The 26,795-nt window shown below is 71.1% G+C and carries 25 protein-coding genes; 13 read left to right on the top strand and 12 right to left on the bottom strand.

Features of this window, described 5'->3' with window-relative positions; translation table 11 throughout:
- Window positions 1-106: 106 nt before the first annotated feature.
- The 4 genes from IE97_RS0119405 to IE97_RS0119390 all read left to right on the top strand — a co-directional run bounded on the left by IE97_RS0119405 (window position 107) and on the right by IE97_RS0119390 (window position 5,506).
- Window positions 107-1,567 carry an MFS transporter gene (locus tag IE97_RS0119405; RefSeq protein WP_030241792.1) on the top strand — a complete coding sequence of 487 codons (1,461 nt, stop codon included), beginning with the start codon at window positions 107-109 and terminating at the stop codon, window positions 1,565-1,567.
- A 176-nt stretch (window positions 1,568-1,743) separates the two neighbouring features.
- Window positions 1,744-3,543, top strand: coding sequence for a DEAD/DEAH box helicase (locus tag IE97_RS0119400; RefSeq protein ID WP_030241788.1), 1,800 nt, complete (start codon window positions 1,744-1,746; stop codon window positions 3,541-3,543).
- A gap of 360 nt (window positions 3,544-3,903) precedes the next feature.
- Window positions 3,904-4,545 carry an IclR family transcriptional regulator gene (locus tag IE97_RS0119395; RefSeq protein ID WP_030241784.1) on the top strand — a complete coding sequence of 214 codons (642 nt, stop codon included), beginning with the start codon at window positions 3,904-3,906 and terminating at the stop codon, window positions 4,543-4,545.
- 169 nt (window positions 4,546-4,714) lie between these two features.
- Window positions 4,715-5,506 (top strand): S16 family serine protease, encoded by a 792-nt coding sequence (locus IE97_RS0119390; RefSeq protein WP_030241781.1) that lies wholly within the window; start codon window positions 4,715-4,717, stop codon window positions 5,504-5,506.
- Here IE97_RS0119390 and IE97_RS0119385 read toward each other — a convergent pair.
- The 7 genes from IE97_RS0119385 to IE97_RS0119355 are packed head-to-tail and all read right to left on the bottom strand — an operon-like array spanning window position 5,503 to window position 10,582.
- The gene (locus tag IE97_RS0119385; RefSeq protein ID WP_030241778.1) at window positions 5,503-5,688 is read right to left on the bottom strand and encodes a hypothetical protein; all 186 of its coding nucleotides are present in this window, start codon (window positions 5,686-5,688) and stop codon (window positions 5,503-5,505) included. The genes IE97_RS0119390 and IE97_RS0119385 overlap by 4 nt on opposite strands.
- Window position 5,689: 1 nt before the next feature.
- Entirely contained in the window at window positions 5,690-6,274 is a 585-nt protein-coding gene (locus IE97_RS0119380) for an ArsR/SmtB family transcription factor (RefSeq protein WP_030241775.1), read from the bottom strand.
- 54 nt (window positions 6,275-6,328) lie between these two features.
- Window positions 6,329-7,291: a glycine betaine ABC transporter substrate-binding protein gene (locus IE97_RS0119375; RefSeq protein ID WP_030241773.1), complete on the bottom strand. Its 963-nt coding sequence runs from the start codon at window positions 7,289-7,291 to the stop codon at window positions 6,329-6,331.
- On the bottom strand, window positions 7,288-8,196 hold the full coding sequence (locus IE97_RS0119370) for an ABC transporter permease (protein ID WP_063752204.1): 909 nt from the start codon (window positions 8,194-8,196) through the stop codon (window positions 7,288-7,290). The genes IE97_RS0119375 and IE97_RS0119370 overlap by 4 nt, the downstream gene beginning before the upstream one ends.
- A complete protein-coding gene (locus IE97_RS0119365) occupies window positions 8,193-9,452 on the bottom strand; it encodes a betaine/proline/choline family ABC transporter ATP-binding protein (protein WP_030241763.1) in 1,260 nt (419 codons plus the stop codon). Before IE97_RS0119365 ends, IE97_RS0119370 begins: the two co-directional genes overlap by 4 nt.
- Complete coding sequence (locus IE97_RS0119360) at window positions 9,445-10,092, bottom strand: ABC transporter permease (RefSeq protein WP_030241759.1); 648 nt, start codon at window positions 10,090-10,092, stop codon at window positions 9,445-9,447. Before IE97_RS0119360 ends, IE97_RS0119365 begins: the two co-directional genes overlap by 8 nt.
- 19 nt (window positions 10,093-10,111) lie before the next feature.
- Entirely contained in the window at window positions 10,112-10,582 is a 471-nt protein-coding gene (locus IE97_RS0119355) for an Lrp/AsnC family transcriptional regulator (RefSeq protein WP_020277695.1), read from the bottom strand.
- Window positions 10,583-10,704: 122 nt separating this feature from the next.
- Between IE97_RS0119355 and hppD the strand changes: the two genes are divergently transcribed.
- Window positions 10,705-11,850, top strand: a complete 1,146-nt coding sequence (hppD, locus tag IE97_RS0119350) for a 4-hydroxyphenylpyruvate dioxygenase (protein WP_030241749.1) — start codon at window positions 10,705-10,707, stop codon at window positions 11,848-11,850.
- An 87-nt stretch (window positions 11,851-11,937) separates the two neighbouring features.
- On the opposite strand, the gene IE97_RS0119345 is transcribed toward hppD, so the two are convergent.
- Window positions 11,938-13,377: a tetratricopeptide repeat protein gene (locus IE97_RS0119345; protein ID WP_030241745.1), complete on the bottom strand. Its 1,440-nt coding sequence runs from the start codon at window positions 13,375-13,377 to the stop codon at window positions 11,938-11,940.
- 92 nt (window positions 13,378-13,469) lie between these two features.
- Here IE97_RS0119345 and IE97_RS0119340 point away from each other — a divergent pair, with 92 nt between their 5' ends.
- Window positions 13,470-14,885: an FAD-binding oxidoreductase gene (locus IE97_RS0119340; protein WP_030241741.1), complete on the top strand. Its 1,416-nt coding sequence runs from the start codon at window positions 13,470-13,472 to the stop codon at window positions 14,883-14,885.
- Window positions 14,886-14,896: 11 nt separating this feature from the next.
- On the opposite strand, the gene IE97_RS0119335 is transcribed toward IE97_RS0119340, so the two are convergent.
- Window positions 14,897-15,307 carry an SsgA family sporulation/cell division regulator gene (locus IE97_RS0119335; protein WP_030241738.1) on the bottom strand — a complete coding sequence of 137 codons (411 nt, stop codon included), beginning with the start codon at window positions 15,305-15,307 and terminating at the stop codon, window positions 14,897-14,899.
- A 256-nt stretch (window positions 15,308-15,563) separates the two neighbouring features.
- On the opposite strand from IE97_RS0119335, the gene IE97_RS0119330 reads away from it, so the two are divergent.
- Both IE97_RS0119330 and IE97_RS0119325 read left to right on the top strand, forming a co-directional pair.
- Window positions 15,564-17,201: an RDD family protein gene (locus IE97_RS0119330; protein WP_030241733.1), complete on the top strand. Its 1,638-nt coding sequence runs from the start codon at window positions 15,564-15,566 to the stop codon at window positions 17,199-17,201.
- A gap of 81 nt (window positions 17,202-17,282) precedes the next feature.
- A complete protein-coding gene (locus IE97_RS0119325; RefSeq protein ID WP_030241729.1) occupies window positions 17,283-17,969 on the top strand; it encodes an RDD family protein in 687 nt (228 codons plus the stop codon).
- Window positions 17,970-18,015: 46 nt separating this feature from the next.
- On the opposite strand, the gene IE97_RS0119320 is transcribed toward IE97_RS0119325, so the two are convergent.
- Window positions 18,016-18,294: a hypothetical protein gene (locus tag IE97_RS0119320; RefSeq protein ID WP_030241726.1), complete on the bottom strand. Its 279-nt coding sequence runs from the start codon at window positions 18,292-18,294 to the stop codon at window positions 18,016-18,018.
- A gap of 403 nt (window positions 18,295-18,697) precedes the next feature.
- Here IE97_RS0119320 and IE97_RS0119315 point away from each other — a divergent pair, with 403 nt between their 5' ends.
- Together IE97_RS0119315 and IE97_RS0119310 are read left to right on the top strand one after the other, a co-directional pair.
- Window positions 18,698-21,052: an immune inhibitor A domain-containing protein gene (locus tag IE97_RS0119315; protein WP_030241723.1), complete on the top strand. Its 2,355-nt coding sequence runs from the start codon at window positions 18,698-18,700 to the stop codon at window positions 21,050-21,052.
- Between the two features lie 134 nt (window positions 21,053-21,186).
- Window positions 21,187-21,528 (top strand): hypothetical protein, encoded by a 342-nt coding sequence (locus IE97_RS0119310; RefSeq protein ID WP_030241720.1) that lies wholly within the window; start codon window positions 21,187-21,189, stop codon window positions 21,526-21,528.
- A 222-nt stretch (window positions 21,529-21,750) separates the two neighbouring features.
- Here IE97_RS0119310 and IE97_RS0119305 read toward each other — a convergent pair whose 3' ends face one another.
- Together IE97_RS0119305 and IE97_RS0119300 are read right to left on the bottom strand one after the other, a co-directional pair.
- Window positions 21,751-22,341: a nicotinamidase gene (locus IE97_RS0119305; protein ID WP_030241717.1), complete on the bottom strand. Its 591-nt coding sequence runs from the start codon at window positions 22,339-22,341 to the stop codon at window positions 21,751-21,753.
- Between the two features lie 115 nt (window positions 22,342-22,456).
- The gene (locus IE97_RS0119300) at window positions 22,457-23,803 is read right to left on the bottom strand and encodes a nicotinate phosphoribosyltransferase (RefSeq protein WP_030241714.1); all 1,347 of its coding nucleotides are present in this window, start codon (window positions 23,801-23,803) and stop codon (window positions 22,457-22,459) included.
- A 107-nt stretch (window positions 23,804-23,910) separates the two neighbouring features.
- Here IE97_RS0119300 and clpS point away from each other — a divergent pair, with 107 nt between their 5' ends.
- The 3 genes from clpS (at window position 23,911) to IE97_RS0119285 (ending at window position 26,666) form a co-directional block, all read left to right on the top strand.
- On the top strand, window positions 23,911-24,228 hold the full coding sequence (gene clpS / locus IE97_RS0119295; RefSeq protein WP_030241710.1) for an ATP-dependent Clp protease adapter ClpS: 318 nt from the start codon (window positions 23,911-23,913) through the stop codon (window positions 24,226-24,228).
- 39 nt (window positions 24,229-24,267) lie between these two features.
- Window positions 24,268-24,876, top strand: coding sequence for a DUF2017 domain-containing protein (locus IE97_RS0119290; RefSeq protein WP_030241706.1), 609 nt, complete (start codon window positions 24,268-24,270; stop codon window positions 24,874-24,876).
- A 365-nt stretch (window positions 24,877-25,241) separates the two neighbouring features.
- Complete coding sequence (locus IE97_RS0119285; RefSeq protein ID WP_030241702.1) at window positions 25,242-26,666, top strand: amino acid permease; 1,425 nt, start codon at window positions 25,242-25,244, stop codon at window positions 26,664-26,666.
- The last annotated feature ends 129 nt before the right edge of the window (window positions 26,667-26,795 follow it).

Raw genomic sequence — 26,795 nt, 5'->3', positions numbered from 1 at the left:
CCGTTCATGGAAGGGGCGCGCGGCTCTGGGACTAGGACCAAGGTCGTGGCGGTCGACCGACCCTCGACAGGGGTCAAGGCCTCGTGTGGGCCTTACGCTCACGGGCATGACCGCCCCGAAGTCGCGTGACCCAGATGTCGTGGATGCCGCCGGATCGCCCTCGGTCGCCAGGGCGGATGAGACCGTGCTCGGGCGGGCGTACCGGGCGTTGAGTGTCGGGATCGTGTCCGTCGTGCTGCTCGTCGCCTTCGAGGCGACGGCCGTCGGGACCGCGATGCCCGTCGCGGCGCGGGAGCTGGACGGGGTGTCGCTGTACGCGTTCGCGTTCTCCGGGTACTTCACGACCAGTCTGTTCGGCATGGTGCTCTCGGGTCAGTGGTCCGACCGGCGTGGGCCGACCGGGCCGTTGACCACCGGCATCGCCTCTTTCGGCGCGGGGCTGTTGCTGTCGGGGACCGCCGGGGCGATGTGGGTGTTCATCCTGGGGCGGGCCGTGCAGGGGCTCGGCGGCGGGCTGGTGATCGTCGCGCTGTACGTCGTCGTCGGGCGGGCTTATCCGGAGCGGTTGCGGCCCGCCATCATGGCCGCGTTCGCCGCGAGTTGGATCCTGCCGTCGATCGTCGGCCCGCTCGCCGCCGGCGCGGTGACCGAGCAGCTGGGGTGGCGGTGGGTCTTCGTCGGGATACCCGTGCTCGTCGTCTTCCCGCTGGCACTCGCCCTGCCGCAGATACGGCGCCGGGCCTCCGGGCCGGTGGCGACGCCGGACGGGAAGGCTCACTCCCTCGACCGCCGCCGCATCCGCCTGGCCCTCGGCATCTCCCTCGGCGCCGGCCTGCTCCAGTACGCCGCCCAGGACCTGCGCCCGCTCTCGCTCCTGCCCGGTGCGGCGGGACTCGCCCTCATCGTGCCCGCCGTGCTCGGGCTGTTGCCGAAGGGCACGTACCGGGCCGCCCGCGGGCTGCCCTCCGTCGTACTGCTGCGCGGCGTCGCCGCGGGGTCCTTCATCGCCGCGGAGTCGTTCGTGCCGCTGATGCTCGTGACCCAGCGCGGGCTCAGTCCGACGCTGGCCGGGTTCTCGCTCGCCGCGGGCGGCGGGACGTGGGCGCTGGGATCGTGGGTGCAGTCGCGGCCGCGGGTGGAGCCGTACCGGGAGCGGCTGACGACCGTCGGGATGCTGCTGGTGGCGGCGGCCGTCGCCACGGCACCGAGTGTGCTCATCGACTCCGTGCCCGTCTGGACCGTGGCGGCCGCCTGGGGTTTCGGCTGCTTCGGCATGGGGCTCGTCATCTCCTCCACGAGCGTGCTGCTGCTGAAGCTCTCCGCTCCCGAGGAGGCCGGCACCAACTCCGCCGCGCTCCAGATCTCCGACGGCCTCTCCAACGTCGTCCTGCTGTCGGCCGGTGGCGCCGCCTTCGCCGCCCTCGGCGGCGGCACGGTGTCCCACGCGACCGCCGCCCACACCTCCGGATCCCATCCGGCCGCGTTCGCCGCGGTGTTCCTGCCGATGGCGGCGGTGGCGCTGGTGGGGGCGTGGGTGTCGACGCGCTTGAGGGAGCGACGACCGTAGAACGGCCGACCTCGGATGCGGTGCCGAGTGTGCTGTGATGTGGATCCCACCCAGGGGTGACCCGGCCCGGTCCCCCCGTTGACACGCCCGGGACGCCGGTAGGGTGGCCCGGTTGTCATACGGAGCCGAGCCGTCAGGCTCGCTCGAACAGAGCCGCCCGACCCCCGACGGAGACCGTGACTACCACCGCCGGCACCAGCACTGCCTCGCACCACCTGTCCCCGGCGTTCCCCGGCCGCGCCCCCTGGGGTACCGCCAGCAAGCTGCGCGCCTGGCAGCAGGGCGCGATGGACAAGTACATCCAGGAGCAGCCCCGGGACTTCCTGGCGGTCGCCACCCCGGGCGCCGGCAAGACGACCTTCGCGCTGACGCTGGCGTCCTGGCTGCTGCACCACCACGTCGTCCAGCAGGTGACGGTGGTGGCCCCGACCGAGCACCTGAAGAAGCAGTGGGCCGAGGCCGCCGCCCGGATCGGCATCAAGCTCGACCCCGAGTACAGCGCCGGGCCGCTCGGCCGGGAGTACCACGGGGTGGCCGTGACGTACGCGGGTGTCGGTGTCCGGCCCATGCTGCACCGCAATCGCGTGGAGCAGCGCAAGACGCTGGTCATCCTCGACGAGATCCACCACGCCGGTGACAGCAAGTCGTGGGGCGAGGCCTGTCTCGAGGCCTTCGAACCGGCCACCCGGCGGCTCGCCCTGACGGGTACGCCCTTCCGGTCCGACACCAACCCCATCCCCTTCGTGACGTACGAGGAGGGACAGGACGGCATCCGGCGGTCCGCCGCCGACTACACCTACGGGTACGGCAACGCGCTCGCCGACAACGTGGTCCGGCCGGTCATCTTCCTCTCCTACAGCGGCAACATGCGCTGGCGCACCAAGGCCGGTGACGAGGTCGCCGCGCGGCTCGGCGAGCCCATGACCAAGGACGCCATCAGCCAGGCCTGGCGGACCGCGCTCGATCCGCGCGGTGAGTGGATGCCGGCCGTGCTGCGGGCCGCCGACCAGCGGCTGACCGAGGTACGGAAGGCCATCCCGGACGCCGGTGCGCTCGTCATCGCCTCCGACCAGGACTCGGCGCGCGCGTACGCCAAGCTCATCCGGGAGATCACCGGCGACAAGGCGACCCTCGTGCTGTCGGACGACTCCGGCGCCTCCGAGCGGATCGACGAGTTCAGCGGGAACAACGACCGGTGGATGGTCGCGGTGCGGATGGTGTCCGAGGGCGTCGACGTGCCGCGGCTCGCGGTCGGGGTGTACGCCACCACCATCTCGACGCCGCTCTTCTTCGCGCAGGCCGTGGGCCGTTTCGTACGGTCCCGGCGGCGCGGCGAGACCGCCTCCGTGTTCCTGCCCACGGTGCCCGACCTGCTCTCCTTCGCCAACGAGATGGAGCGCGAGCGCGATCACGTCCTCGACAAGCCCAAGAAGGAGGGCGAGGAGGACCCGTACGCCGAATCCGAGAAGGAGATGGAGGAGGCGAACAAGGAGCAGGACGAGGACACCGGCGAGCAGGACATGCTGCCGTTCGAGGCGCTGGAGTCCGACGCCGTCTTCGACCGGGTCATGTACAACGGCGCCGAGTTCGGCATGCAGGCCCACCCGGGCAGCGAGGAGGAGCAGGACTACCTCGGCATTCCCGGGTTGCTGGAGCCCGACCAGGTGCAGCTGCTGCTCCAGAAGCGGCAGGCCAAGCAGATCTCGCACAGCCGCAAGAAGCCGGACGCGGAGGCCGACCTGCTCGAAGTGCCCGCCGAGCGGCGGCCGGTGGTCTCCCACAAGGAGATGATGGAGCTGCGCCGGCAGCTCAACACGATGGTCGGCGCGTACGTCCACCAGAGCGGCAAGCCGCACGGCGTGATCCACACGGAGCTGCGGCGCGTGTGCGGGGGGCCTCCGGCGGCCGAGGCGACGGCGGGGCAGTTGCGGCAGCGGATCGCCAAGGTGCAGGAGTGGGCGACCCGGATGAAGTGAGTTCCCGTCGCTTCGGCCGCGGCTTGTGTGTGGCTGGTCGCGCCCACGCGGCGGAGCCGCACATCGGCAGAGCCCCGCGCCCCTGGGGGGGGGGCTCATACCGCCGCAAATTCGAGCAGTGTTCCCCGCTCACTGCCCGGATTCTGGACGGAGCCTTCCGCTCAGCGAACTGTCTCGCTAATGTCCCGCTACGCACACGCCCCGTGGCAGCGCCGCCGCGGAGCGCAGCCGTGAAGCGACGCGGCCCGGACAGGCCGGGTCGCCGGCCGATCGGCGGCCTCTGAAGCGCGTTGCCGACGGGACTCGGTGACGCATCCGCCGCGAGAGGGCCGCCGACCTCACCACTAAGGAGTGGGCGTCGTGACCGCGGAGACCTCTCAGACGCTCGACAGGGGACTGCGTGTCCTCAAGCTGCTCGCCGACACGGACCACGGGCTGACCGTGACCGAGCTCTCCCTCAAGCTGGGTGTGAACCGGACCGTGGTGTACCGGTTGCTCGCCACGCTGGAACAGCACGCGCTCATCCGCCGTGACCTGGGCGGACGTGCCCGGGTGGGGCTCGGGGTGCTGGGGTTGGGGCGGCAGGTCCATCCGCTGGTACGGGAGGCCGCGATGCCGGCGCTGCGGTCGCTGGCCGAGGACATCGGAGCGACGGCGCATCTGACGCTGGTGGACGGGGCGGACGCCCTCGCGGTGGCCGTGGTGGAGCCGACCTGGACGGACTATCACGTCGCCTACCGGGCCGGTTTCCGGCACCCCCTGGACCGGGGCGCCGCGGGAAAGGCGATACTCGCGGCCCGGCAGCACCCGATGGAGGGCCCGGGGTACACCCTGACGCACGCGGAGCTGGAGGCCGGGGCGTGCGGGGCGGCGGCACCGTTGCTGGGGGTGACCGGCGTCGAAGGCAGCGTGGGTGTGGTGATGCTGGCCGACGTGGTGCCGGAGCGGGTGGGGGGCCGGGTCGTGGAGGCGGCGCGGGAGGTCGCGGAGGCGCTGCGCTGACCTGAGCCGAGGCGCTGCGCTGGCTTGAGCCGAGGTGCTGTGCTGGTCTGGGTCGAGGTGCTGTGCTGGTCTGGGTCGAGCCGCTGCGCCGGCCTGGGCCGAGGTCGCCGGGGCGGCCCCCGGCGCACCTGGCCCTGGCCGCGTCCCGCCCCCGCGTTAGATTGATCCCGTGTTCTCTCGCCTCACACGCCCCCAGGCCATCGCCGTCTGCGCCCTGCCCGTCGTGGCCCTGCTCGCCACGGCGGTGTTCGCGCCGCTGCCGTTCTCGGTGGCGCAGCCGGGGGAGACGGCGAACGTGCTCGGCGATCACAAGGGCACGCCGGTGATCAGCATCTCGGGGGCGCCGGTCCGGGACACCCGTGGGCAGCTGCGGATGACGACCATCGTGGCGACGTCACCGGACACCCGCGTCTCGCTCCCGGATGTCGTCGACGGCTGGTTCCGCACCGACGAGGCCGTCATGCCGCGCGACGCGATCTACCCGAGCGGGGACACCGTCAAGGAGATCGAGCGGCACAACGAGGCACAGATGAAGGAGTCCCAGGACGCGGCGACCGAGGCCGCGCTGGGCTACCTCGGCCTCGACGCCAAGGACGTCAAGGTCAGCCTGAAGCTCGCGGACGTGGGCGGGCCCAGCGCGGGGTTGCTGTTCTCCCTCGGCATCGTCGACAAGCTGGACGGCGACGGCACGGGCGGTGACCTCACGGGCGGCCGGGTCATCGCCGGTACCGGCACGATCGACGCGGACGGCACGGTCGGGGCGGTGGGCGGCGTCGCCCTCAAGACGCAGGCCGCGAGGCGGGACGGCGCGACGGTGTTCCTCGTCCCCAAGGCGGAGTGCGCGGACGCGCGAGCGGAGCTCCCTAAGGGGCTGCGGCTGATTCCGGTGACCGACTTGAAGAGCACGGTGAGTTCACTGGCGGCCTTGGAGACGGGGAAGGGCTCCGTGCCGAGCTGTTAGTGGGCGGGGGCGGCCGCCCCCGGGCGGGTGGCGAGCCGCAGTCCGACCTCTACGAGGGTCCAGCCGAGACGGGCCCGGAGCCGCGGACGCCGGGTGTCGGCGACGGGGCTGTGGGCCCCCGCTTCGGCGCGCAGTTCGGCGGCGCGGGAGTGGTGCAGGGCGAGGTGGATGTCGGGGTGCATCTCAGTCCGTCCTGATCGGGAAGGCGTGGGTGTGGAGGCGGACTTGCTCGGTGCCGGGGGTGTCCTCGGAGGCCGCGCGGTCGCGGTAGGTATCGACGAGCGCGTGCATCTTCTCGACGAGTTCCTGCGTCAGTTCAGGCGTCAGTCGCAGCGTCGCGCTGCTCATGTCCCAGACGCGACTCCATTCCTCTGGCCATGAGTCGCGGTTGCCCAGCCACGTCGACAGGTCCCGGGTCTGCGTGGTGGCGACCTCGTGCAGGTAGAGGTCCGCTGCCCCGCGTACGGCAGGGTCCGAGTCGGTGAGCAGGGCGTCGTCGAAGCGAATCCCGTGGTGGGTCGCCTTCCACCACCGCTCGCGTCCCTTGCCCCGCTCGGGTGCGTCCTCGACGAAGCCGTACACCGCGAGTTGGCGCAGGTGGTAGCTGGTGGCGCCGCTGGACTCGCCCAGCTTGGCTGCCAGTTGTGAGGCGGTGGCCGGGCCGCCGAAGCGCAGGGCGTCCAGCAGCTGCATCCGCAGGGGGTGGGCGAGTCCGCGCAGGGATCGGGCGTCGAGCTGCCGTACCTGTGGGTTCTGGGATTCGGTCACGATGCAAAGCTATCCTTGCAAAGGAATCCTTGCAAGGGTTTCTTTGCAACTTGCCTATCCCTCCCGGACGAACCCCTCCTGCACCATCCACTCCAACGCCACCTGATGCGGATCCTCCCCGTCCACATCCACCCTCGCGTTCAGCGTCCGCGCCACCGCGTTGTTCAGCCGCGCCGTCACCGGATCCAGCACGTCCGCGATCGCCGGCCACTCCCTCAGCGTCTTCGTGTTGATCATCGGCGCGGCGTTGTAGTGGGGGAAGAACTTCCTGTCGTCCTCCATGACCTGCAGGTTCATGGACTTGATGCGCCCGTCGGTCGTGAACACCTCTCCGTACGCGCAGTCTCCCTTCGCGGTCTGGGTGTAGATGATCCCCGTGTCCATCTGGGTGACGTTCCGCGCCGGCAGATCCATCCCGTATCGCTTCTGCATGCCCGGCAAGCCGTCCGCCCGGTTCGCGAACTCCACCTCCACGCACAGCCGCACGGCCCCCGGGTCGGACTTCGCCAGCTTCGCCACGTCCGACATGGTCCTCGTGCCGTACTTCTTCGCGTTCTCCCGGCTCATCGCGAGGGCGTACGTGTTGTCGAGGGAGGACGGCCGCAGCCAGGTCAGTCCGTTGGCCGCGTCCTCCTTCCGCACCGCCTCCCACTGCTCGTGCGGGTCGGCGATCGGCTCGCTGTGCCCCAGGTACGTGATCCAGGCCGTGCCCGTGTACTCGTACCCGCCGTCGGCGTCGCCCTTCCGGACGGCCTCGCGGCTGCCGATGGAGCCCTGGATGCCCGTACGGTCGAGCACCTCCGCCCCGGCCGCCTCCAGGGCGATGCCCATGATCGCGCCGAGGATCAGCCCTTCGGTGAACGACTTGGACGTCACCGTCAGACTCGCGCCCCTGAGCGGTTCGCCCCGCCCGACGGAACCGGGGCGTACGGCGTCGGCCATCGGGGAGCCGCTGGTCAGACCGCAACCGGACACCGTCAGCAGCCCCATCGCGAGAAGGCCCGCCCGGGCCCTCATGCCCGCAACCCCCGTGGCCGCAGCAGCAGTTCCGTCAGCGAGGCCAGCCAGTCCACCAGCAGCGCCAAGGCGACCGTGAGGACCGAGCCCAGCACCAGCACCGGCATCCGCTGGTTGGTGATCCCGGCCGTGATCAGTACGCCCAGTCCGCCGCCCCCGCCGAAGACCGCCAGGGTCGCCGTACCGACGTTCAGGACGAGGGCCGTGCGCACGCCCGCGAGGATCAGCGGGACCGCCAGCGGGAGTTCGACCCGGGCCAGCACGCCCACGGGGGACATACCGATGCCCCGTGCCGCTTCCAGCAGGGTCGGGTCGTTCGCCTTCAAGCCGGTGATCGTGTTCGACAGCACGGGCAGGACGGCGTAGATGATCATGCCGATCAGGGCGGCGCTGCGGCCGATGCCCAGCCAGATGACGAGGAGCGCCAGCAGTCCGATCGCCGGGGTCGCCTGGCCCGTGCTGGCGAACGCCGTCACCACCGGGGCGGCCTTGCTGAACGTCCCGCGGGTCAGCAGGATGCCCAGCGGGATCGCGATGACCAGCACGAAGAACGTGGAGATCAAGGTCAGTTGGACGTGCTGCCACAGCGCCTTCGTGACCTGGCCGCCGGACAGGGCGTTCCGGGTGAGCGCGTCCAGGTCCGCCTGCTCGAACCAGAGCCAGGTGGCGAGCAGCACGGCGACCAGGACGGTGGGCAGGACGGTCAGCTTCTGCCGGCCGATGCGGGGCCGTGGTGACGTCCGGGGCGGCGCCTCCCGCGTCGGCCCGGAGACCGTTCGCGCCTTCTCGGGTGGTGCCTTCTCGGTCTGCGCCTTGTCGGTCTGCGTCCTCTCGGCCTGCGCCCCCTCGGCCTGCGCCCCCTCGGCCTGCGCCCCCTCGGTCCCCTCCACCTCGAACGCCGTCACCGCGCCCCTCCGGGACCGCCCACGCCGGTGACCTGCTCGCCGCCCTCCTGCTCCGCGTGCCTCCGTGCCGCCCGCAGCTCCTCCAGCTCGTGCTGGTGCTCCACCGCGTCGAGCCGGTCGGTCTCCAGCAGGGCGTGCACGGAGTTCAGCAGCGTCTCCATGTCGACGACGCCCGTGTACTCGCCGTGCCGCCCGGTCACCGCCACCCGCCCCGCGCTGTCGGTGAGCACCGCCTCCAGTGCGTCCCGCAGGGTGGCGTCCCGGGTGACCGTGTCGTGCACCGGCGTCCCGGCCCGGGCCAGCGAGCCCCGGGCCCGCATCAGGTCGCCCCGCCGAAGCCACTTGCAGGGGCGGCCGCGCCGGTCGAGCAGCAGGACCTCGTTGGTGCCGCCGGCCCGCAGCCGGTTGAAGATCTGCTGCCACGGGTCGTCGATCGTGACCGTCGGACAGTCGGTGATCTCCACGTCCCGGACGCGGGTCAGGTTCAGCCGCTTCAGCGCCGCCCCGGCGCCCACGAACCCGGAGACGAAGTCGTCCGCCGGGTTGGTGAGGATGGCCTCCGGGGTGTCGAACTGGGCGATGCGGGACTGTTCGCGCAGGACGGCGATCCGGTCGCCGATCTTGATCGCCTCGTCGAAGTCGTGCGTGACGAAGACGATCGTCTTGTGCAGCTCGTGCTGCAGCCGGATCAGCTCGTCCTGCAGGTGGTCGCGGGTGATCGGGTCCACGGCCCCGAACGGCTCGTCCATCAGCAGCACCGGGGGATCGGCGGCCAGGGCCCGTGCCACCCCCACGCGCTGCTGCTGACCGCCGGAGAGCTGACGCGGGTAGCGGCCGTGGAACTCGCCCGGGTCGAGGCCGACCAGGTCGAGCAGTTCCTCGGTCCGCTCCCTGATCCGGGCCTTCGGCCAGCCGATCAGCTTCGGTACCAGCGCGATGTTCTGCGCGACCGTCATGTGCGGGAAGAGCCCGGCGGACTGGATCGCGTAGCCGACCTCGCGGCGCAGCTCGACCGGGTCCATGTCGGTGACGTCCTCGCCGCCGATCCGGATCCGGCCGCCGGTCGGCTCGATCAACCTGTTGATCATCTTGAGCGTGGTCGACTTGCCGCAGCCGGACGGGCCGACGAGCACGACCACCTCGCCCGCCTTGATCTCCATGCTGACGTCGTCCACGGCCGGCCGTGCGCTGCCGGGGAAGGACTTGGTCAGGCTCTCCAGCTCGATGGAGGCACCGTGGTCGCCGGTCTCAGGCACGGATCCCCCTGGGAATGGTCAGCCGTCCGATCAGCACGTACGCGGCGTCGAACAGCAGCGCGAGGACGATGATCCCGAGCGTGCCCGCGAGGACCTGGTTGAGCGCGTTCGCGCTGCCCAGCGAGGCGAGGCCGCGGAAGATGACGTTGCCGAGGCCCGGGCCGGAGGCGTACGCCGCGATGGCCGCGATGCCCATCAGCATCTGGGTCGCCACCCGGATCCCGGTCAGGATCGGCGGCCAGGCCAGCGGCAGCTCGATCCGCAGCAGCCGGGCCGTCCCGGACATCCCGATGCCCGTGGCCGCGTCCACCAGCGACGGGTCGACCCCGCGCAGCCCGACGATCGCGTTGCGCACGACCGGCAGCAGTCCGTACAGCGTCAGCGCGATCACCGTGGGCGGAACTCCCAGGCCCACGACCGGGACGAGCAGACCGATCAGGGCAAGCGCCGGAATGGTCAGGGTGGTGGCGGTGGTCGTGGTCGCGAGGCTCCCGGCCCACTCGCTGCGGTAGGTGGCGACCCCGATCAGGACCCCGAGGGCGGTCGCCACGACCATGCACTGGAAGACGACGCTCGCGTGCTGGTAGGCGTCCGTGAGCAGCTGCTGGTGCCGGTTGTCCACGTACTCCCAGAAGTTCACACGCGCTCACCCCAAGGCGTCAGGTCTCCTCCGCGGCCTGCTCCACGAGCGGGATGATCCGCAGCGGAACGGGGTTCTCCATGACGATCGCCGTGGAGGCCCGGACGATGCCATCAAAACCGACGACCCGGTCGATCACACGCTGGAGATCGGCGTTCGAGCGGGCCACCAGCCGGCACAGCATGTCCCCGCTGCCGGTGGTGGTGTGCAGCTCCAGCACCTCGGGCACGGTCGCCAAGTGGGCCCGTACGTCCGCGCCTTGCCCCTGCCGGATCTGCAGCGTGGCGAACGCGGTGACCGGGTAGCCGAGCGCCGCCGGGTCCACCTCCGGACCGAATCCGCGGATGACTCCGTTCGACTGAAGCCGGTCCAGTCGCGCCTGCACGGTCCCCCGGGCCACCCCCAGCCGCCGCGACATCTCCAGCACCCCGATCCGCGGTTCCCGCGCCAGCAGCAGGATGATCCGGCCGTCCAGATGATCGATCGCCACAGCAGCCTCCCGAGTGGTCATCATGTACAGAAAGGCCGAGGACGCGCCCGTTCCGCTGAACAGATTGCCCAGCCAAATCGCAAACTATTGCGCACCTTGCCGAGCGGGGAGACCCTGCCGCTATGACGCAGACCACACACCACACTCCCGACACCGCCCGGCAGGCCGACCCCTTCCCGGTCAAGGGAATGGACGCGGTCGTCTTCGCCGTGGGCAACGCCAAGCAGGCGGCGCACTACTACTCCACCGCCTTCGGCATGCAGCTGGTCGCCTACTCCGGACCGGAGAACGGCAGCCGCGAGACCGCTGCCTACGTCCTGGAGAACGGCTCCGCCCGCTTCGTCTTCACCTCGGTCATCAAGCCCGCCACCGAGTGGGGCCACTTCCTCGCGAAGCACGTGGCCGAACACGGCGACGGCGTCATCGACCTCGCCATCGAGGTGCCGGACGCCCGCGCCGCGTACGCCTACGCCCTCGAGCACGGCGCCCGCTCCGTCGCCGAGCCGTACGAGCGGAAGGACGAGCACGGCACGGTCGTCCTGGCCGCCATCGCCACGTACGGCGAGACCCGCCACACCCTCGTCGAACGCTCCGGCTACGACGGTCCCTACCTGCCCGGCTACGTCGCGGCGAAGCCGATGGTGGAACCGCCCGCGCGGCGCACCTTCCAGGCGATCGACCACTGCGTCGGCAACGTCGAACTCGGCCGGATGAACGAATGGGTCGGCTTCTACAACAAGGTGATGGGCTTCACGAACATGAAGGAGTTCGTGGGCGACGACATCGCCACCGAGTACAGCGCGCTGATGTCCAAGGTGGTCGCGGACGGGACCCTCAAGGTCAAGTTCCCCATCAACGAGCCGGCCATCGCCAAGAAGAAGTCCCAGATCGACGAGTACCTGGAGTTCTACGGCGGCGCGGGCGTGCAGCACATCGCGCTCAACACCAACGACATCGTGCAGACGGTCCGTACGATGCGGGCGGCCGGCGTCGAGTTCCTCAACACACCCGACTCCTACTACGACACGCTGGGGGAGTGGGTCGGCGAGACCCGGGTCCCGATCGACACCCTGCGCGAGCTGAAGATCCTCGCCGACCGCGACGAGGACGGCTACCTGCTGCAGATCTTCACCAAGCCGGTCCAGGACCGCCCGACCGTCTTCTTCGAGATCATCGAACGCCACGGCTCGATGGGCTTCGGCAAGGGCAACTTCAAGGCCCTCTTCGAGGCGATCGAGCGGGAGCAGGCCCGCCGCGGCAACCTCTGATCCGGATCGCCGGCCTCGGTCGTGCGGGTGTCACGGGGCACCCGCACGACCCCGGGGACGACGCCCGGGAGAACCCCGGCCGCCCGTTCACCCCTGCTCACCGTCCATCTCCGGCACCTCCTCGTCCGGCGGCTCCCCGAGTGCCTCCGCCGCCGTACGGGCCGCACGCCCGTGCAACGGCGAGAAGTGCGGGTTGATCCGCAGCGCCTCCGCGAGGTGCCGGCGGGCCGCCCCGTACCGCTCCAGCTCCCGCTCGATCATGCCGCGGTGATACGCGTACAGCGCGCTGCGCACCCCGCCCCCCTGCTCCGCCTCCGTCGCCCGTACCGCGAACCGCAGCGCCTCCTCGTGCTCCCCGGCCCGGTGCAGCGCCCAGCCCAGCGCGTCGGCCACCTCCGTCCCGGGCTGCCGCCGCCACTCCGCACGCAACCGCCGCACCGCGGCCCGCGGATCGCCGTGATCCGCCTCGAACTGCCCCAGCACCAGCTCCTCGTCGGCCCCGCCCGCGGCAGCCTCCCGCACCCGCTCCCGCAGCAGGTCGTACTGCACCCGGGCGGCCTCCGGCATCCCCAGTGACTCGTACAACTCACCCAGCTCCAGGGCGTACCGGGGGCACGACTGCTTGGCGAGAGCCACCCGGTACACGTTCAGCGCCTCCGTCGTCCGGCCCAGGGCCGCCAGTGTCCTGCCCTGCCCTGCCTGCGCCGCCCGCTGGTCGGGGTCGAGGCGCACCGCCTCCTGGAAGTGCCGCAGCGCGTCCTGGAGGTCACCGCGCTCCCAGGCCAGCTGCCCGGCGCGCTCCAGGTAGGCGGCCCGTTCCGCCGGGGCCCGCGCGCCCGCCGCCGCGTCCGCGAGGGAGGCCGCCGCGTCCTCGCGCCAGCCCAGCTCCCAGTAGACGGCCGCGGCCCGTGCCAGCACGGCCGGACCCGAGCGCAGCTCCGTCAGCCGGTCCAGCGTCCGCTTGGCCGCCGCGTGGTCACCGAGCCCGGAGTACGCGTCGATGAGCAGTGGATACGTCGTCCATCTGCGCGGCTCCAGCTTCAGCGCCGCCTCGCCCCACCGGCGCGCGGCGGGAAAGTCCCGGCGCGCATTGGCCAGTGTGGCCAGCCCGGCCAGGGCCTCCGTGTTCCGCTCCGGCCGCACCCGCAGCGACGCGCGCAGCGCCTTCTCCGCGCGCGGGTAGTACGCCGGGTCCGCCAGCCGCCGCCCCTGCTCCACATGGGCCATCCCGAGCACCGCCCAGGAGCGCGCGTCCTTCGGGTGCGTCCGCAGCCGCTTCTCCCGCTCGTCGATCAGCTCCGCCAGGTCGGGCAGCGCGGCCGGCGCCCCGGCACTGACCGCCGCCATCGCGACCGCTCCCGGCGACGGCCCGGCCGGCCCGGCGGATCGCTCCCACGGCAGCAGCACCAGCACCCCGCCGAGCACGGCACACCCCACGACCGAGGCGAGCACCACCCGCCGACCGCGGAAGCGGCGTGCCTGCCCACCGCTCTCCTGCCCGTCCAGGCCCTCCTGCTGGTTCTCCATGGCGCTCACTGTGCGTCAGTACGACGACCACACCCGGGCAGACCAAGGGTGCCGCCGACGGGGTTCACACCGATGGCCCCGGGTGCGACCCTTTGATCATGAGCCGTATCGAAGCGCCCAGCTCCGAGGACACCGCGACGACCGGCAACCTCGTCGACCTGCTGCTCAGCGGCCTCCCCGCGGAGACGGTCCTCACCGATCCCGACGTCACGGCCTCCTACGCGAACGACATGGCCAGCTTCTGCCCGGCCGGCACGCCCGCCGTCGTCGTGCTGCCCCGCACGGTCGAACAGGTCCAGCACGTGATGCGCACCGCCACCGCCCTGCGCGTCCCGGTCGTCCCGCAGGGCGCCCGCACGGGACTGTCGGGCGCCGCGAACGCCTCCGAGGGCTGCATCGTGCTCTCCCTGACGAAGATGGACCGGATCCTGGAGATCAGCCCGGTCGACCGCGTCGCCGTCGTCGAGCCCGGCGTGATCAACGCCGCCCTGTCCCGGGCCGTCGGCGAACACGGCCTGTACTACCCGCCGGACCCCTCAAGCTGGGAGATGTGCACCATCGGCGGCAACATCGGCACCGCCTCGGGCGGCCTGTGCTGCGTGAAGTACGGGGTGACCGCCGAGTACGTCCTCGGCCTCGACGTGGTGCTGGCCGACGGCCGGCTGATGTCCACCGGCCGCCGCACCGCCAAGGGCGTCGCGGGCTACGACCTGACCCGCCTGTTCGTCGGCTCCGAGGGCTCCCTCGGCATCGTCGTACGGGCCGTGCTCGGCCTGCGCCCCAAGCCGCCCGCGCAGCTGGTGCTGGCCGCCGAGTTCGCCTCCGCGGCCGCCGCCTGCGACGCCGTGTGCCGGATCATGGAGGGCGGCCACGTCCCGTCCCTCCTCGAACTCATGGACCGTACGACGGTCAAGGCCGTCAACGACCTGGCGCGGATGGGCCTCCCGGAGAGCACCGAGGCGCTGCTGCTCGCCGCGTTCGACAGCACCGACCCGGCCGCCGACCTCGCCGCCGTCGGCGCGTTGTGCGAGGCCGCAGGCGCCACCCAGGTCGTACCGGCCGGCGACGCGGCCGAGTCCGAACTGCTCCTCCAGGCGCGCCGGCTGTCGCTCACCGCGCTGGAGGCGGTGAAGGGCGTGACGATGATCGACGACGTGTGCGTGCCCCGCTCCCGGCTCGGCGAGATGCTGGCGGGGGTCGACCGGATCGCCGGGAAGTACCGGCTCACCATCGGGGTCGTCGCCCACGCGGGGGACGGCAACACCCACCCGACGGTCTGCTTCGACCCGGCGGACCCGGACGAGTCCCGCCGCGCCCGCGCGTCCTTCGACGAGATCATGGCCCTCGGCCTGGAGCTCGGCGGCACCATCACCGGCGAGCACGGCGTCGGCGTCCTGAAGAAGGAGTGGCTGGCGCGCGAGATCGGCCCCGTGGGGATGGAGATGCAGCGGGCCGTGAAGCAGGCCTTCGACCCGCTGGGCATCCTGAACCCGGGCAAGCTGTTCTGAGGTCGGCACGCTCACCGGGCCAGCAGCCGGGCCAGCTCGTCGTCGAGCCCCAGCCGCTCGGCCTCCGTCCCCGGCGGGACCAGCCGCAGCGTGCGCTCCAGCCAGGCCGACACGTGCGCCACCGGGGCCTGCAGCACGGCGTCACCGTCGGGTGAACTCAGCGCCATCAGCACGACACACCGCCCCTCGCTCTTCGCCGGCCACACCCGCACGTCCCCCCGCCCGCACGGCCGGAACACCCCCTCCACCAGCAGGTCACGGGCGAACGTCCAGGTCACGGCGTGCGCCGAGCCGACGTGGAAGGTGACGTGCACGGCGTACGGGTCGTCGGTGACGTACTCGAGCCGGGCGGACACCGGGATCCGGTGCTCCGGCGACAGGACGAGCTTCAGCTCCAGTTCACGTTCCACCACGGTGCGCATGGCGATGTTCCCTTCTTCCCGAACGGCTGAACGGCAGCCCGCGAGGGCCGGTCAGGAGCAGAGAGCGGGTGAGGGCCCCGGCATTACGCGCGTCGGGGAAGTTTTTCCGCGGGGAGGCCGCGCGCGGGGCCGCACGGCGCGTAGCACATCGGTGCTCGAAAGGGGTGGGTCCGGTGGGAGCGGCGGTGCCGGGTGCCCTCGTCTGATAGATGTGGAGGCCCTCATTTGGCCCTCGAGCAGATACGGGACGACGGAGATGAGCGCCCCAACCCCGGCCCCGGGTGACGACAGGCCCCGCGAAGGGTATTACCCGGACCCGTCCATTCCTGGATATGTCCGGTACTGGAACGGTGCCTCCTGGGTGCCGGGCACCAGCCGTCCGGCACCCGAGGAGGGCGAGACGCTCGCGCCGCCGCCCGGTGCCGGAGCCGCCACGGCCTCGGTGGAGGAGACCGGCCCGCACTTCTTCGACGAGGACCCGGTCGAGCAGCCGTCCGCCGCCGACTCCCAGCACGGCAGCCGGCCCGAACCCGCCTCCGCCTGGGGCGCCGACCGCTCCCGCCAGTCCGGCTTCGGCAGCCAGGACCGCGTCTCCTGGGGCGCGCCGCAGGGGGCGCAGGGCGCCCAGGGCGCCGCACCGGGAGGGCAGCAGGCCGACCGGCAGCCGGACGGCGAGTCCGCCCGTGCCGCGGAACAGGAGGCCGACGCGGCGGACGCCGGCGACACGTTCATGTTCCGCCGCCCGACGGCGGCCCCCGGGGGCGTTACCCCGGCCGAGGCTCCTGACGAGGGCACGATGACGTTCCGCGCGGTCGCTCCGCGTCCGGGCTCGGGGGACGCGGCACCGGGCAGCGGCTCGAAGCCGGCCGGTGGCCCGGGCGGCGGCCCGGCGGGCTCCGGCTTCGGCGCACAGAACGGGGCAGGCGGCTCCGGTGCCCCGGGCTTCGGGGCACCGGGCTCCGCGGGCTCCGGCTCCGGTTTCGGTGCTCAGGCCGGCCCGGGCGGCCCGGCGGGACCCGCCTCCGGTGCGCAGCCCGGCACGGCCGGTTCCCCCGACGCCTCGAACCGTCCCGGCTTCGGCGCCGGCAAGGCGGCCGCCGCCCGTGCCGCCACGGCGCCGCCCGGGACGGCCGGGGCAGGCGGAGCCCAGGCTTCCGCGGCCGCCCCGACGGCGTTGTCAGGCTCCCGGTCGGCCGCCGCCGTACCCCCGCAGGCCGGCGCGGCCGGCGGACCTCAGCCCGGTGCCGCCTCCGCCGCCACCCCCCTCAGCGCCGGCCCCGGCGGTGGCCAGTCCTCCTGGGCACAGCAGGTGCACCGGCTCGCCGGAGCCGACGACGGTGACGGGCAGCCCGTCGCACCGTGGAAGCCGCCGGTCGAGGACCCGTTCCAGGCGGCGGCCCGGCGTCAGGCGGCGGCCCGCCCCGCGGGGCTCGGCAAGCGGCTGGCCGCCCGGCTGCTGGACACCGTCGTCCTCGCCGGCCTCACAGCGGGGGCCGCCGTACCGCTCGGCATCAAGGCCGTCGACCATGTCAACGAGAAGATCGAGGCGGCCAGACTCTCCGGCGAGACCGTCACCGTCTGGCTGCTCGACGGCACCACGTCGGTGTACCTCGGCATCGTCCTGGCGGTGCTGCTGCTCGTCGGCGTCGTCGCCGAGGTGCTGCCCACCGTCAAGTGGGGTCGCACCCTCGGCAAGAAGGTGATGGGTCTCGAAGTCCGGGACATCGAGGGCCACGAAGCCCCGGAGTTCGGCGCGGCCCTGCGCCGCTGGCTGGTCTACAGCGTGCCCGGACTCCTCGTCGTCGGGATCGTGGGCGTCGTCTGGTGCGTCTTCGACAAGCCGTGGCGCCAGTGCTGGCACGACAAGGCCGCCCACACCTTCGTGGCGGGCTGAGCGGGCTGAGCGGGCGGGACCGGTACCTCGGACGGCCGTCTGCCGGATGCGGAGCCGGGGCGTTCGCGGTCGACTCGGGCCATGAGCAGTGAACCGCCCCCCGGCTCCGGTCAGCAGCCCCCGGAAGACGACCCGTTCAGGAAGCGGCCCTCGAACGAGCCGCCCGGCGAGGGCACGGCCTCGCCCCACGGCGACGAACCCCCGCCGTACCAGGGCGGCGGCCAAGGCGGTGGCGGCCAAGGCGGCGGCGCCCAGGGGGGCGGCCCCTACGGCGGTTCCCCGTACGGCGGGGACTCCTACCCCACCGACCCCCTCGCCGGCATGCCCCCGCTCGCCGACAGCGGCAAGCGCACACTCGCCCGCATCCTCGACATGATCCTGGTGGGTGTCGTCGTCTGGCTGATCACCTGGGGATCCGGTGTCAGCGAGTACGACGTGGACACCGACCGCGTCGAGGTCGGCGATTCCCTCTGGCAGTCGGTGGTCGCCGCGGTCCTCTACATCGCCTACGACACCATCCTGACCGCCAGGACCGGCCAGACCCTCGGCAAGAAGCTGCTGCACATGCGCGTGGCCAACCTGGACAACGGGGCGACGCCCTCCGTGCAGAACGCACTGCTGCGCGCGGCGGTGCTGTGGCTCCCGTTCGCCTTCTGCTGCGCCTGCGTCTGGACCGCGATCTCGGGTGGCTGGAGCTTCTTCGACCGGCCCTACAAACAGGGCCTGCACGACAAGGCGGCCAAGACGGTCGTGGTCAGCACCGATTGAGGCACGTCAGAGCATCAGCCGACGGGAAAGGGAGATCAGCGGGCGGTCAGGAGATGACCCGCTCGCGCACCGGCTCGGGGGCCGGCGCGGCGACCGCGGCGCGTACGGGCTCCGCGGGCGTGGGCTGCGCCGCCGCGGCCCGGCGCTGCCCGGACAGCGGTACCGTCATGGCGACCAGCAGCCCGAGGGCGAGCGCCGCGACGGCGATCATCGCGATGCCCACGCCCGAACTCGTCTGTGACAGCAGCAGCATGGCGAGGGTCGACAGGATCACGGTGCACGCACCGTAGGCGAGCTGTGCGGCGGTCGGACGGGGCATGGCCATCATGTCCTCGGAAGTGGGGGTCCACGGGGGTGTCAGCCTGGCTTTCCGCCGGCTTTCGGCGTTCCGCCACACGACATTCTCACGGGCAGGCTGCCCGACGGGAACGAGCGGTAAGCGTGACCTAACCGACACGGCCGGAGCACAGGGGGCGCACGGAGTCATGGCGTCCACGTAGTGGACATATGCACGCGCCCACTGCCGGGTGGGCATCCCGTTGGCCGTCCGCAAAACGAACGCGCGCTCCGCATAGTGCACTTCACTTGTGCAAGTCAAGGTCTGTCTTTTCTGCTGAACCTCTAGTCAAATGTCGTCACTTGACTACACGCGTTGATCACGCGCGCGCGGAACCTCACCTGACCAGGACCCTTCCCTCCGCGCGCGCGAACGCGGGGGAGGAACTCAAGTGACCAGTAGACCCTGGACGTTCAGGGCGGCCGCCATCGGTGTGGCGCTCGCGGCGGCCACCGCGACCGTCTCGGCGTACGGTGTGGCGCAGGCCGACGACAACACCTCCGCCCCCAGGCCCACCACCGTGGACCGGCACGACCCGGCGGATCGTCACCAGGACGAGCACAATCTCGAAGGTCCGCTGAGCAGGACCCAGGAGGCCCAGCGCGAAGAGGCCCTGAAGCAGGTCATATCCGGCAAGACCAAGGTCAAGAACCGCGAGGGTTCGAAGGTCGTCCAGCTCAAGAGCAAGAAGGGCGACAGCAAGTACGTCGAACTCGGCCGGGAGAAGACCGACAAGATCTTCACCATCCTGGTCGAGTTCGGCGACCGGATCAGCGAGTTCGGCGGCACGCCCGGCCCGCTGCACAACCAGATACCCAAGCCGGACCGCAAGAAGGACAACTCCACGGCCTGGCGCGCGGACTACGACCAGAAGTACTTCCAGGACCTCTACTTCGGCACCGGCAAGGGCGTCGACTCGGTCAAGACGTACTACGAGAAGCAGTCCTCGGGCCGCTACTCGGTCGAGGGCAAGGTCTCGGACTGGGTCAAGGTCCCCTACAACGAGGCGCGTTACGGCAACAACGCCTGTGGTGACAAGAACTGCCCGAGCGTGTGGAACGTCGTCAAGGACGGTCTGAACGCGTGGGTCGCCCAGCAGAAGGCAGCCGGGAAGACCGACGCCCAGATCAAGGCGGACGTCAAGCAGTACGACCAGTGGGACCGCTACGACTTCGACGGCGACGGCGACTTCAACGAGTCCGACGGCTACATCGACCACTTCCAGGTCGTGCACGCCGGTGAGGACGAGTCGGCGGGCGGCGGCGCCCAGGGCGAGGACGCGATCTGGGCCCACCGCTGGTACGCCTTCGGCACCGACGCCGGCGCCACCGGCCCCGCGGACAACAAGCTCGGCGGCGCGAAGATCGGCGACACCGGCATCTGGGTCGGCGACTACACCGTCCAGCCGGAGAACGGCGGACTCGGCGTGTACGCCCACGAGTACGGCCACGACCTCGGCCTGCCGGACCACTACGACACCGCCGGCGGCGAGAACTCCACCGGGTTCTGGACCCTGATGTCCTCCGGCTCCTGGCTCGGCAAGGGCAAGAACGAGATCGGTGACCTGCCCGGCGACATGACCGCCTGGGACAAGATGCAGCTCGGCTGGCTGAACTACGACAAGGCCAAGGCCGGCGTGAACTCCTGGCACAAGCTGGGCCTCGCTGCGTACAACACCAAGCACAAGCAGGCCCTCGTGGTGGAGCTGCCGAAGAAGGCCGTCACCACCGAGCTCGTCACCCCGGCCCAGGGCGCCACCCAGTGGTGGAGCGGCAGCGGCAACAACCTGAAGAACACGCTGACCCGTTCCGTCGACCTGACCGGGAAGAAGTCGGCGTCGCTGACCCTCGACGGCTGGTACGAGATCGAGGCCAACTACGACCACCTCTACGCCGAGGCCTCGACCGACGGCGGCGCCAACTGGACCGCGCTCGACGGCACCGTGGACGGCAAGCCGATCCCGCGTGACGGCAGCGACAAGCCGGCCCTGAGCGGCACGGTCGACGGCTACAAGAAGCTGGCGTACTCCCTGGACGCCTACGCGGGCAAGAAGTTCGACCTGCGCTTCCGCTACCAGACCGACGGCGGCCTGGCGATGAAGGGCTTCGTGGCCGACCGGATCGCCGTGACCGCCGACGGCACCACCGTCTTCTCCGACGACGCCGAGTCCGCGGACGCGGCCTGGACGGCGAACGGCTTCTCCCGTATGGGCGCGTCCTTCACCAAGGACTACGCGCAGTACTACATCGCCGAGAACCGGCAGTACGTGTCGTACGACAAGACGCTGAAGACCGGCCCGTACAACTTCGGCTTCACCGAGCGCCCGGACTGGGTCGAGCACTACGCGTACCAGAACGGCCTGCTGATCTGGAAGTGGGACACCTCCCAGGCGGACAACAACACCAGCGAGCACGAGGGCACCGGCCTGGTCCTGCCGATCGACTCGCACCCGACCGCACTCAAGTGGGCCGACGGCACGCTGATGCGCAACCGCATCCAGAGCTACGACGCGCCGTTCAGCAAGTACCGCACGGACGGCATGACGCTGCACAAGGCGGACGTGGCGAAGTACATCCCGGGCTCGAAGGGCGTCTCGGTCTTCAACGACCGGACGAACGACTACTACGACGAGTCGAACCCGAGGGCGGGCGTCAAGATCACTGACACCAACACGAAGATCAAGATCCTCAAGGAGGCCAAGGACGGCTCGACGATCGAGCTGGAGGTCGGCCCCGCGGGTAGGTAATCCGCATCCTTGCAGGTCAGAGCGTGATCGGCGGTGACCCCCTGGCGGGTCACCGCCGATCCGTGTTTAGGTGCGTCCTGTGGCTCGCTTATTGACACCGACCGACACACCGACCGACACGGGGGTATGACCACATGGCCGCAGGAGGTTTCTGCAAGCTGCCGAACGGCACGGTGGTGGTGGCACTGAACCTGCCCAGCCCCGCCGCCGACGGGCCGGGCGGCGTCCGGGTCCTCGTACACGCCCAGAACCGGGCACGCGCCCTGACCAGGCTGCGCAACCTGGGCCTGCGATCGGTCTACCTGCGAGGCAACACCGCCCCGCCGTCCCCCGACGAGGTCACCGCCGTCCTGCACCACCCCGACGGCCTGATATGGCGCACGGCGCCTGACAACGGTGTCCTGTCCCCGGACCTCACCACGGAGCTGTGGCGCCCGATCAGGTCCCTCCTGAGGCGCCCGACGACTCAGACCTGATCCGGTGCGCGGCCGGGTTCGGCCGGCACGCGGAACACGTCGCGCTGTCGGTGTCCGGCCGTTCCGACCGCCACGGCGCACCTCGGCGGCAGGGCGCCACCCAGCGCCTCCTCGACCAGGGGCTCTCCGGCAGCCCTGCCCCGCCGTCCCCGGCGGTCGGACGCGCGCCCGGCCGGACCGGCGGCGCCCGCTCTCCGGCAGCTCTGCCCCGCCGCCTCCGCCCTACTGCACGACCGGCTTCCCGGAGAGCTCCACGCCCGCCTCCCGCAGTTTCTCGATCGCCCGCTCCGTGGTGTGCTGGGACACACCCGCCGTGAGGTCAAGGAGGACCTGCGTGCGGAAGCCCTCCTGCACGGCGTCCAGGGCCGTGGCGCGCACGCAGTGGTCCGTGGCGATGCCGACGACGTCGACCTCGGTGACCTCGCGGGACCGGAGCCAGTCGGCCAGTTTCGTCCCGTTCTCGTCGGTGCCTTCGAAACCGCTGTACGCCGCCTCGTACGCTCCCTTGTCGAACACGGCGTCGATCGCGCCGGAGGCGACGGCCGGGGCGAAGTTCGGGTGGAAGCCGACGCCCTCCGTGCCGGCGACGCAGTGCGCGGGCCAGGAGCGGACGTAGTCGGGGTTGGTGGAGAAGTGGCCGCCGGGGGCGATGTGGTGGTCGCGCGAGGCCACGACGTGCTGGTAGCCGGACCCGGCGGCCTGTCCGATCAGCTCGGTGATGGCGGCGGCCACATCGGCACCGCCGGACACCGCGAGGCTGCCCCCCTCACAGAAGTCGTTCTGCACGTCAACGACGATCAAGGCGCGGCGCATGGTCGGTGTCCTTCGGCTCTGAGGTCGGCAAGCCCGGCCGGTGAACTTCCGAGCCTATTGCCTTGGTTGCGGGGTCGGGAGGGGGCACGGGTCGGCGCGTCACGGCACACCGCAGTTAGCTACCCGAGGGGCCGTCCAGGTACTCCGTCGGAAGAACGGGCTCACCGCGCGAGAGCTGCGTGGCCGACATCGGGAGCCCCGCGCGAGCGGCCGCGTGCCGTTCGCGCGCCGCGTCCAGCGGCTCACGTGCGACCACCTCACCGCCCTTGACCAGCTCCACCAGCAACTGCCGGTCCGCCAGCTCACCCGGCACCGGCCCGGTGCCCACCACCTCGGCCTCGGCCACCCCGTGGGCGTCCAGCCGCCGCGCGGCCCACTTGCGCCCGCCCACGGACGTCTTGCCCCCCGTGGACCGCTTCGCCACCGGCACCAGCGGCGCGTTCGCCCCGGGCGACTCGGCTCGCGCGACCAGCTTGTAGACCATCGAGGACGTCGGATGCCCGGATCCGGTCACCAGCTGGGTGCCGACGCCGTACGCGTCCACCGGCGCCGCCGCCAGCGAGGCGATCGCGTACTCGTCCAGGTCCGAGGTCACGACGATCTTCGTGTCGGTCGCGCCCAGCTCGTCCAGCTGCTGCCGCACCCGGTGCGCCACCAGCAGCAGGTCACCGGAGTCGATCCGCACCGCGCCCAGCTCGGTCCCCGCGACCTCGACGGCCGTGCGAACCGCCTCGGCGACGTCGTACGTGTCCACCAGCAGCGTGGTGCCCCGACCGAGCGTGTTCACCTGGGCCCGGAAGGCGTCCCGCTCGCTGTCGTGCAGCAGGGTGAAGGCGTGGGCCGAGGTGCCGACGGTGGGAATCCCGTACCGGAACCCGGCGGCCAGGTCGGAGGTGGTCGCGAAACCGCCGACGTACGCGGCCCGGGACGCGGCCACCGCCGCCAGCTCGTGGGTGCGCCGCGCGCCCATCTCGATCAGCGGCCGGTCACCCGCCGCCGCCGACATGCGCGAGGCGGCCGCGGCGATCGCCGAGTCGTGGTTGAGGATCGACAGGATCACGGTCTCCAGCAGCACGCACTCGGCGAACGTGCCCTCCACCCGCATGATCGGCGAGCCCGGGAAGTACACCTCGCCCTCGGGATAGCCCCAGACGTCCCCGCTGAACCGGTAACCGGCCAGCCACTCCAGGGTCTCCTCGTCGACGATCTCCCGCTCGCGCAGGAAGCTGAGCACGCCCGGGTCGAACCGGAAGTTCTCCACCGCGTCCAGCACCCGCCCAGTGCCCGCCACGACGCCGTAGCGCCGCCCGTTCGGCAGCCGCCGGGTGAAGACCTCGAACACGCTCCGCCGCTCGGCGGTGCCCGCCTTCAGGGCGCCCTGCAGCATGGTCAGCTCGTACTGGTCCGTGAAGAGCGCCGTCGACGGAACATCCACCGGCAGCCCAAGGTCCGCTGTGTTCATGAGCGGGATGCTACCCCCATTTCGTCAATCTGACGATTGCAGTCCCGGGGGACGCGATCGCCTTACGGCCAGGCCTGTTTGTGCGACTACCCCCCTCGGGTGGCAGCATGGGCACTGTGACGTCACCCGCACCCCTGGAGATCGAACGCACCGAGTCGGCGGAGGAGGTCTTCGCCGTACCCGAGCCGGACCTCCCCTGGGTCACCATCGTCCACAACGACCCGGTCAACCTCATGAGCTACGTGACGTACGTCTTCCAGACGTACTTCGGCTACTCCAAGGACAAGGCCACCAAGCTCATGCTCGACGTCCACCACAAGGGGCGGGCGGTCGTCTCCAGCGGCAGCCGCGAGGAGATGGAGCGCGACGTGCAGGCCATGCACGGCTACGGCCTGTGGGCCACCCTCCAGCAGGACCGCAAGTAGCCAGTAGCCAGCAGCCCGCCCAGCAGCGAAAAGACGTACATGCCCGGAACCTTCGAACCGCTTCCCGGCGGCGGCGCGGCCGTCGCCCTCGACGACGTCGAGATCTCCATCATCCGGTCGCTGGCCGTCCAGCTCCTGGAACTCATCGGGCCCGGCCCCGCCGAGGACGCCACCGACGACCCGCTCGCCGAGCTGTTCGCGGAGGGCCCCAGCGAGCCGCCCTCCGACCCGGTGCTCAAGCGGCTCTTCCCGGACGCCTACAGCGACCCGGAGCAGTCCGCCACGTCCCGGGGCGAGGAGGAGCGGCGCGCGTACTCGGCCGAGTTCCGCCGTTACACCGAGAACGACCTGCGGGCCGGCAAGCGGGACAACGCCCTCGCGGTGATCCGTTCCCTCGACGCGCTCGCCTCGGCCTCGGCCGGCGAGGGCGGCGCGGTGCTCAAGCTGTCGGTGGCGGAGTCCCAGCAGTGGCTCGGCGCCCTGAACGACCTGCGGCTCGCGATCGGCTCCCGGCTGGAGATCACCGCCGAGGACGACACCGACCTCCTGTACCGCCTCCCGGACGAGGACCCGCGCAAGCCGATGGTGATGGCCTACCTGTGGCTGGGCGGACTCCAGGAGACGCTGGTCGAAACCCTTATGCCCTGACCCGTGCAGGTTGTGTGACCCCCGGGTGATCGATCGGTGTTCGCTCAGAGGACACTCAAATCCGGATAACGATCGCGTCACCGCGCCCGCCATCTATGGGCCTTTCGGGTGCGCTTTGTCCAAATCTCCCTGTGCGGTGCGTCACATATCAGCCATGTGATCAGTCTTGCGGCCGTGATAAATCTTCACGACCGCCCGGCGAACACCACCCGAATGTTCGGCCGGGTGCGCCATGTGTCCGGCGGATCGTCGGACAGGCAGGAGCGGGCCCGCGAGGCCCGCTCGACTCCATCATCCGGGGGGATCGAGACCCGATCCGAGGCCGACAACAGGTCCGGGTCGGCATGGAGAAAGGCGCACCACACATGACCTCTGCGCAGGTCGACACGGAAAACGTCCCTGAAGAGGGGTACGAGCGCGGACTCGGCAGCCGCCAGGTCCAGATGATCGCGATCGGCGGCGCCATCGGCGTCGGCCTCTTCATGGGTGCCGGGGCGAACATCGCCAAGGCCGGCCCCAGCATCATCCTCATGTACGCCCTCGCGGGCGTCGTCATCTTCTTCATCATGAGGGCCCTGGGCGAACTGCTCCTCTACCGGCCCGTCTCCGGCTCCTTCGCCGAGTACGCCCGTGAGTTCCTCGGCCCGTTCTTCGGGTTCGTCACGGGCTGGACGTACTGGCTCATGTGGGTCGTCACCGGCATGGCCGAGCTCACGGCCGCCGCCATCTACATCCACTTCTGGTTCCCCGAGATCCCGCAGTGGGTCAGCGCCCTGGTGTTCCTGGTGGTGCTCTTCGGCGTGAACCTGATCTCCGTCAAGATCTTCGGCGAGGTCGAGTTCTGGTTCTCGATGATCAAGGTCACGGCCATCATCGGCATGATCGTCATCGGCCTCGGCGTGCTCACCCTCGGCTTCTCCGACGCCGGTGACACCGCCGCCGTCTCCAACCTCTGGGCGCACGACGGCTTCTTCCCGAACGGCATCGGCTCCAGCCTGATGACGCTCCAGGGCGTCATGTTCGCCTACCTCGCCGTCGAGCTCGTCGGCGTCACCGCGGGCGAGTCCGAGAACCCCGAGAAGACCCTGCCCAAGGCCATCAACACCCTGCCCTGGCGCATCATCGTCTTCTACGTCGGCGCCCTGCTGGTGATCCTCTCCGTCGTCAAGTGGACCGAGTTCTCCGCCGGCGAGAGCCCCTTCGTCCACGCGTTCGGCAAGATCGGCATCCCGCTCGCCGCGGGCATCGTCAACTTCGTGGTGCTCACCGCGGCCCTGTCGTCCTGCAACTCGGGCATGTACTCCACCGGACGGATGCTGCGCGACCTCGCCTCCAACAGCGAGGCCCCGCAGGCCTTCGGCAAGCTCAACGCCCGCAAGACGCCCGCCGTCGGCATCACGGTCTCCGTGGCACTCATGGGCATCGGCGTCGTCCTGAACTACGTCGTCCCGGAGAAGGCGTTCCTCTACGTCACCTCCGTCGCCACCGCGGCCGGCATCTGGACCTGGATGATGATCCTCGTCAGCCACATCCGCTACCGCGCCGCCGTCGACGCCGGCCGGCTGCGTGCCTCGTCCTTCCCCGCCCCCGGCGGTGCGCTCTTCAGCTGGGTCGCGCTCCTCTTCCTCGTCGGCGTGACCTGCATGATCGCGTACGACAAGGACGCGCGGATCTGCCTGTACGTCGCGGCCGGCTGGGCCGTCGCCCTGGCCGTCGGCTGGGCGGTCCTCAAGAGCCGCAACCCGCAGATCGCCGAGCGCCGCGACCCGGACCTCGAGAAGGTCGGCTGACCAACCGGCCAGGACGCCCAGCCGCAGGGACTACTCGTGGCACTCCCCGCGGCTGCCGCTCAGGGCGTCCGGCATATGGGCCGTTCCGTACCAGCCATCGGTACGGAACGGCCCATCTGCTTATCCTGA

Origin of the sequence: Streptomyces sp. NRRL S-455 (assembly GCF_000717875.1) — a bacterium.
In the GTDB taxonomy this organism is placed as follows: domain Bacteria; phylum Actinomycetota; class Actinomycetes; order Streptomycetales; family Streptomycetaceae; genus Streptomyces.
Note: the sequence above shows the minus strand (reverse complement) of the source record. Positions and strands in the feature narration are given on the sequence as shown.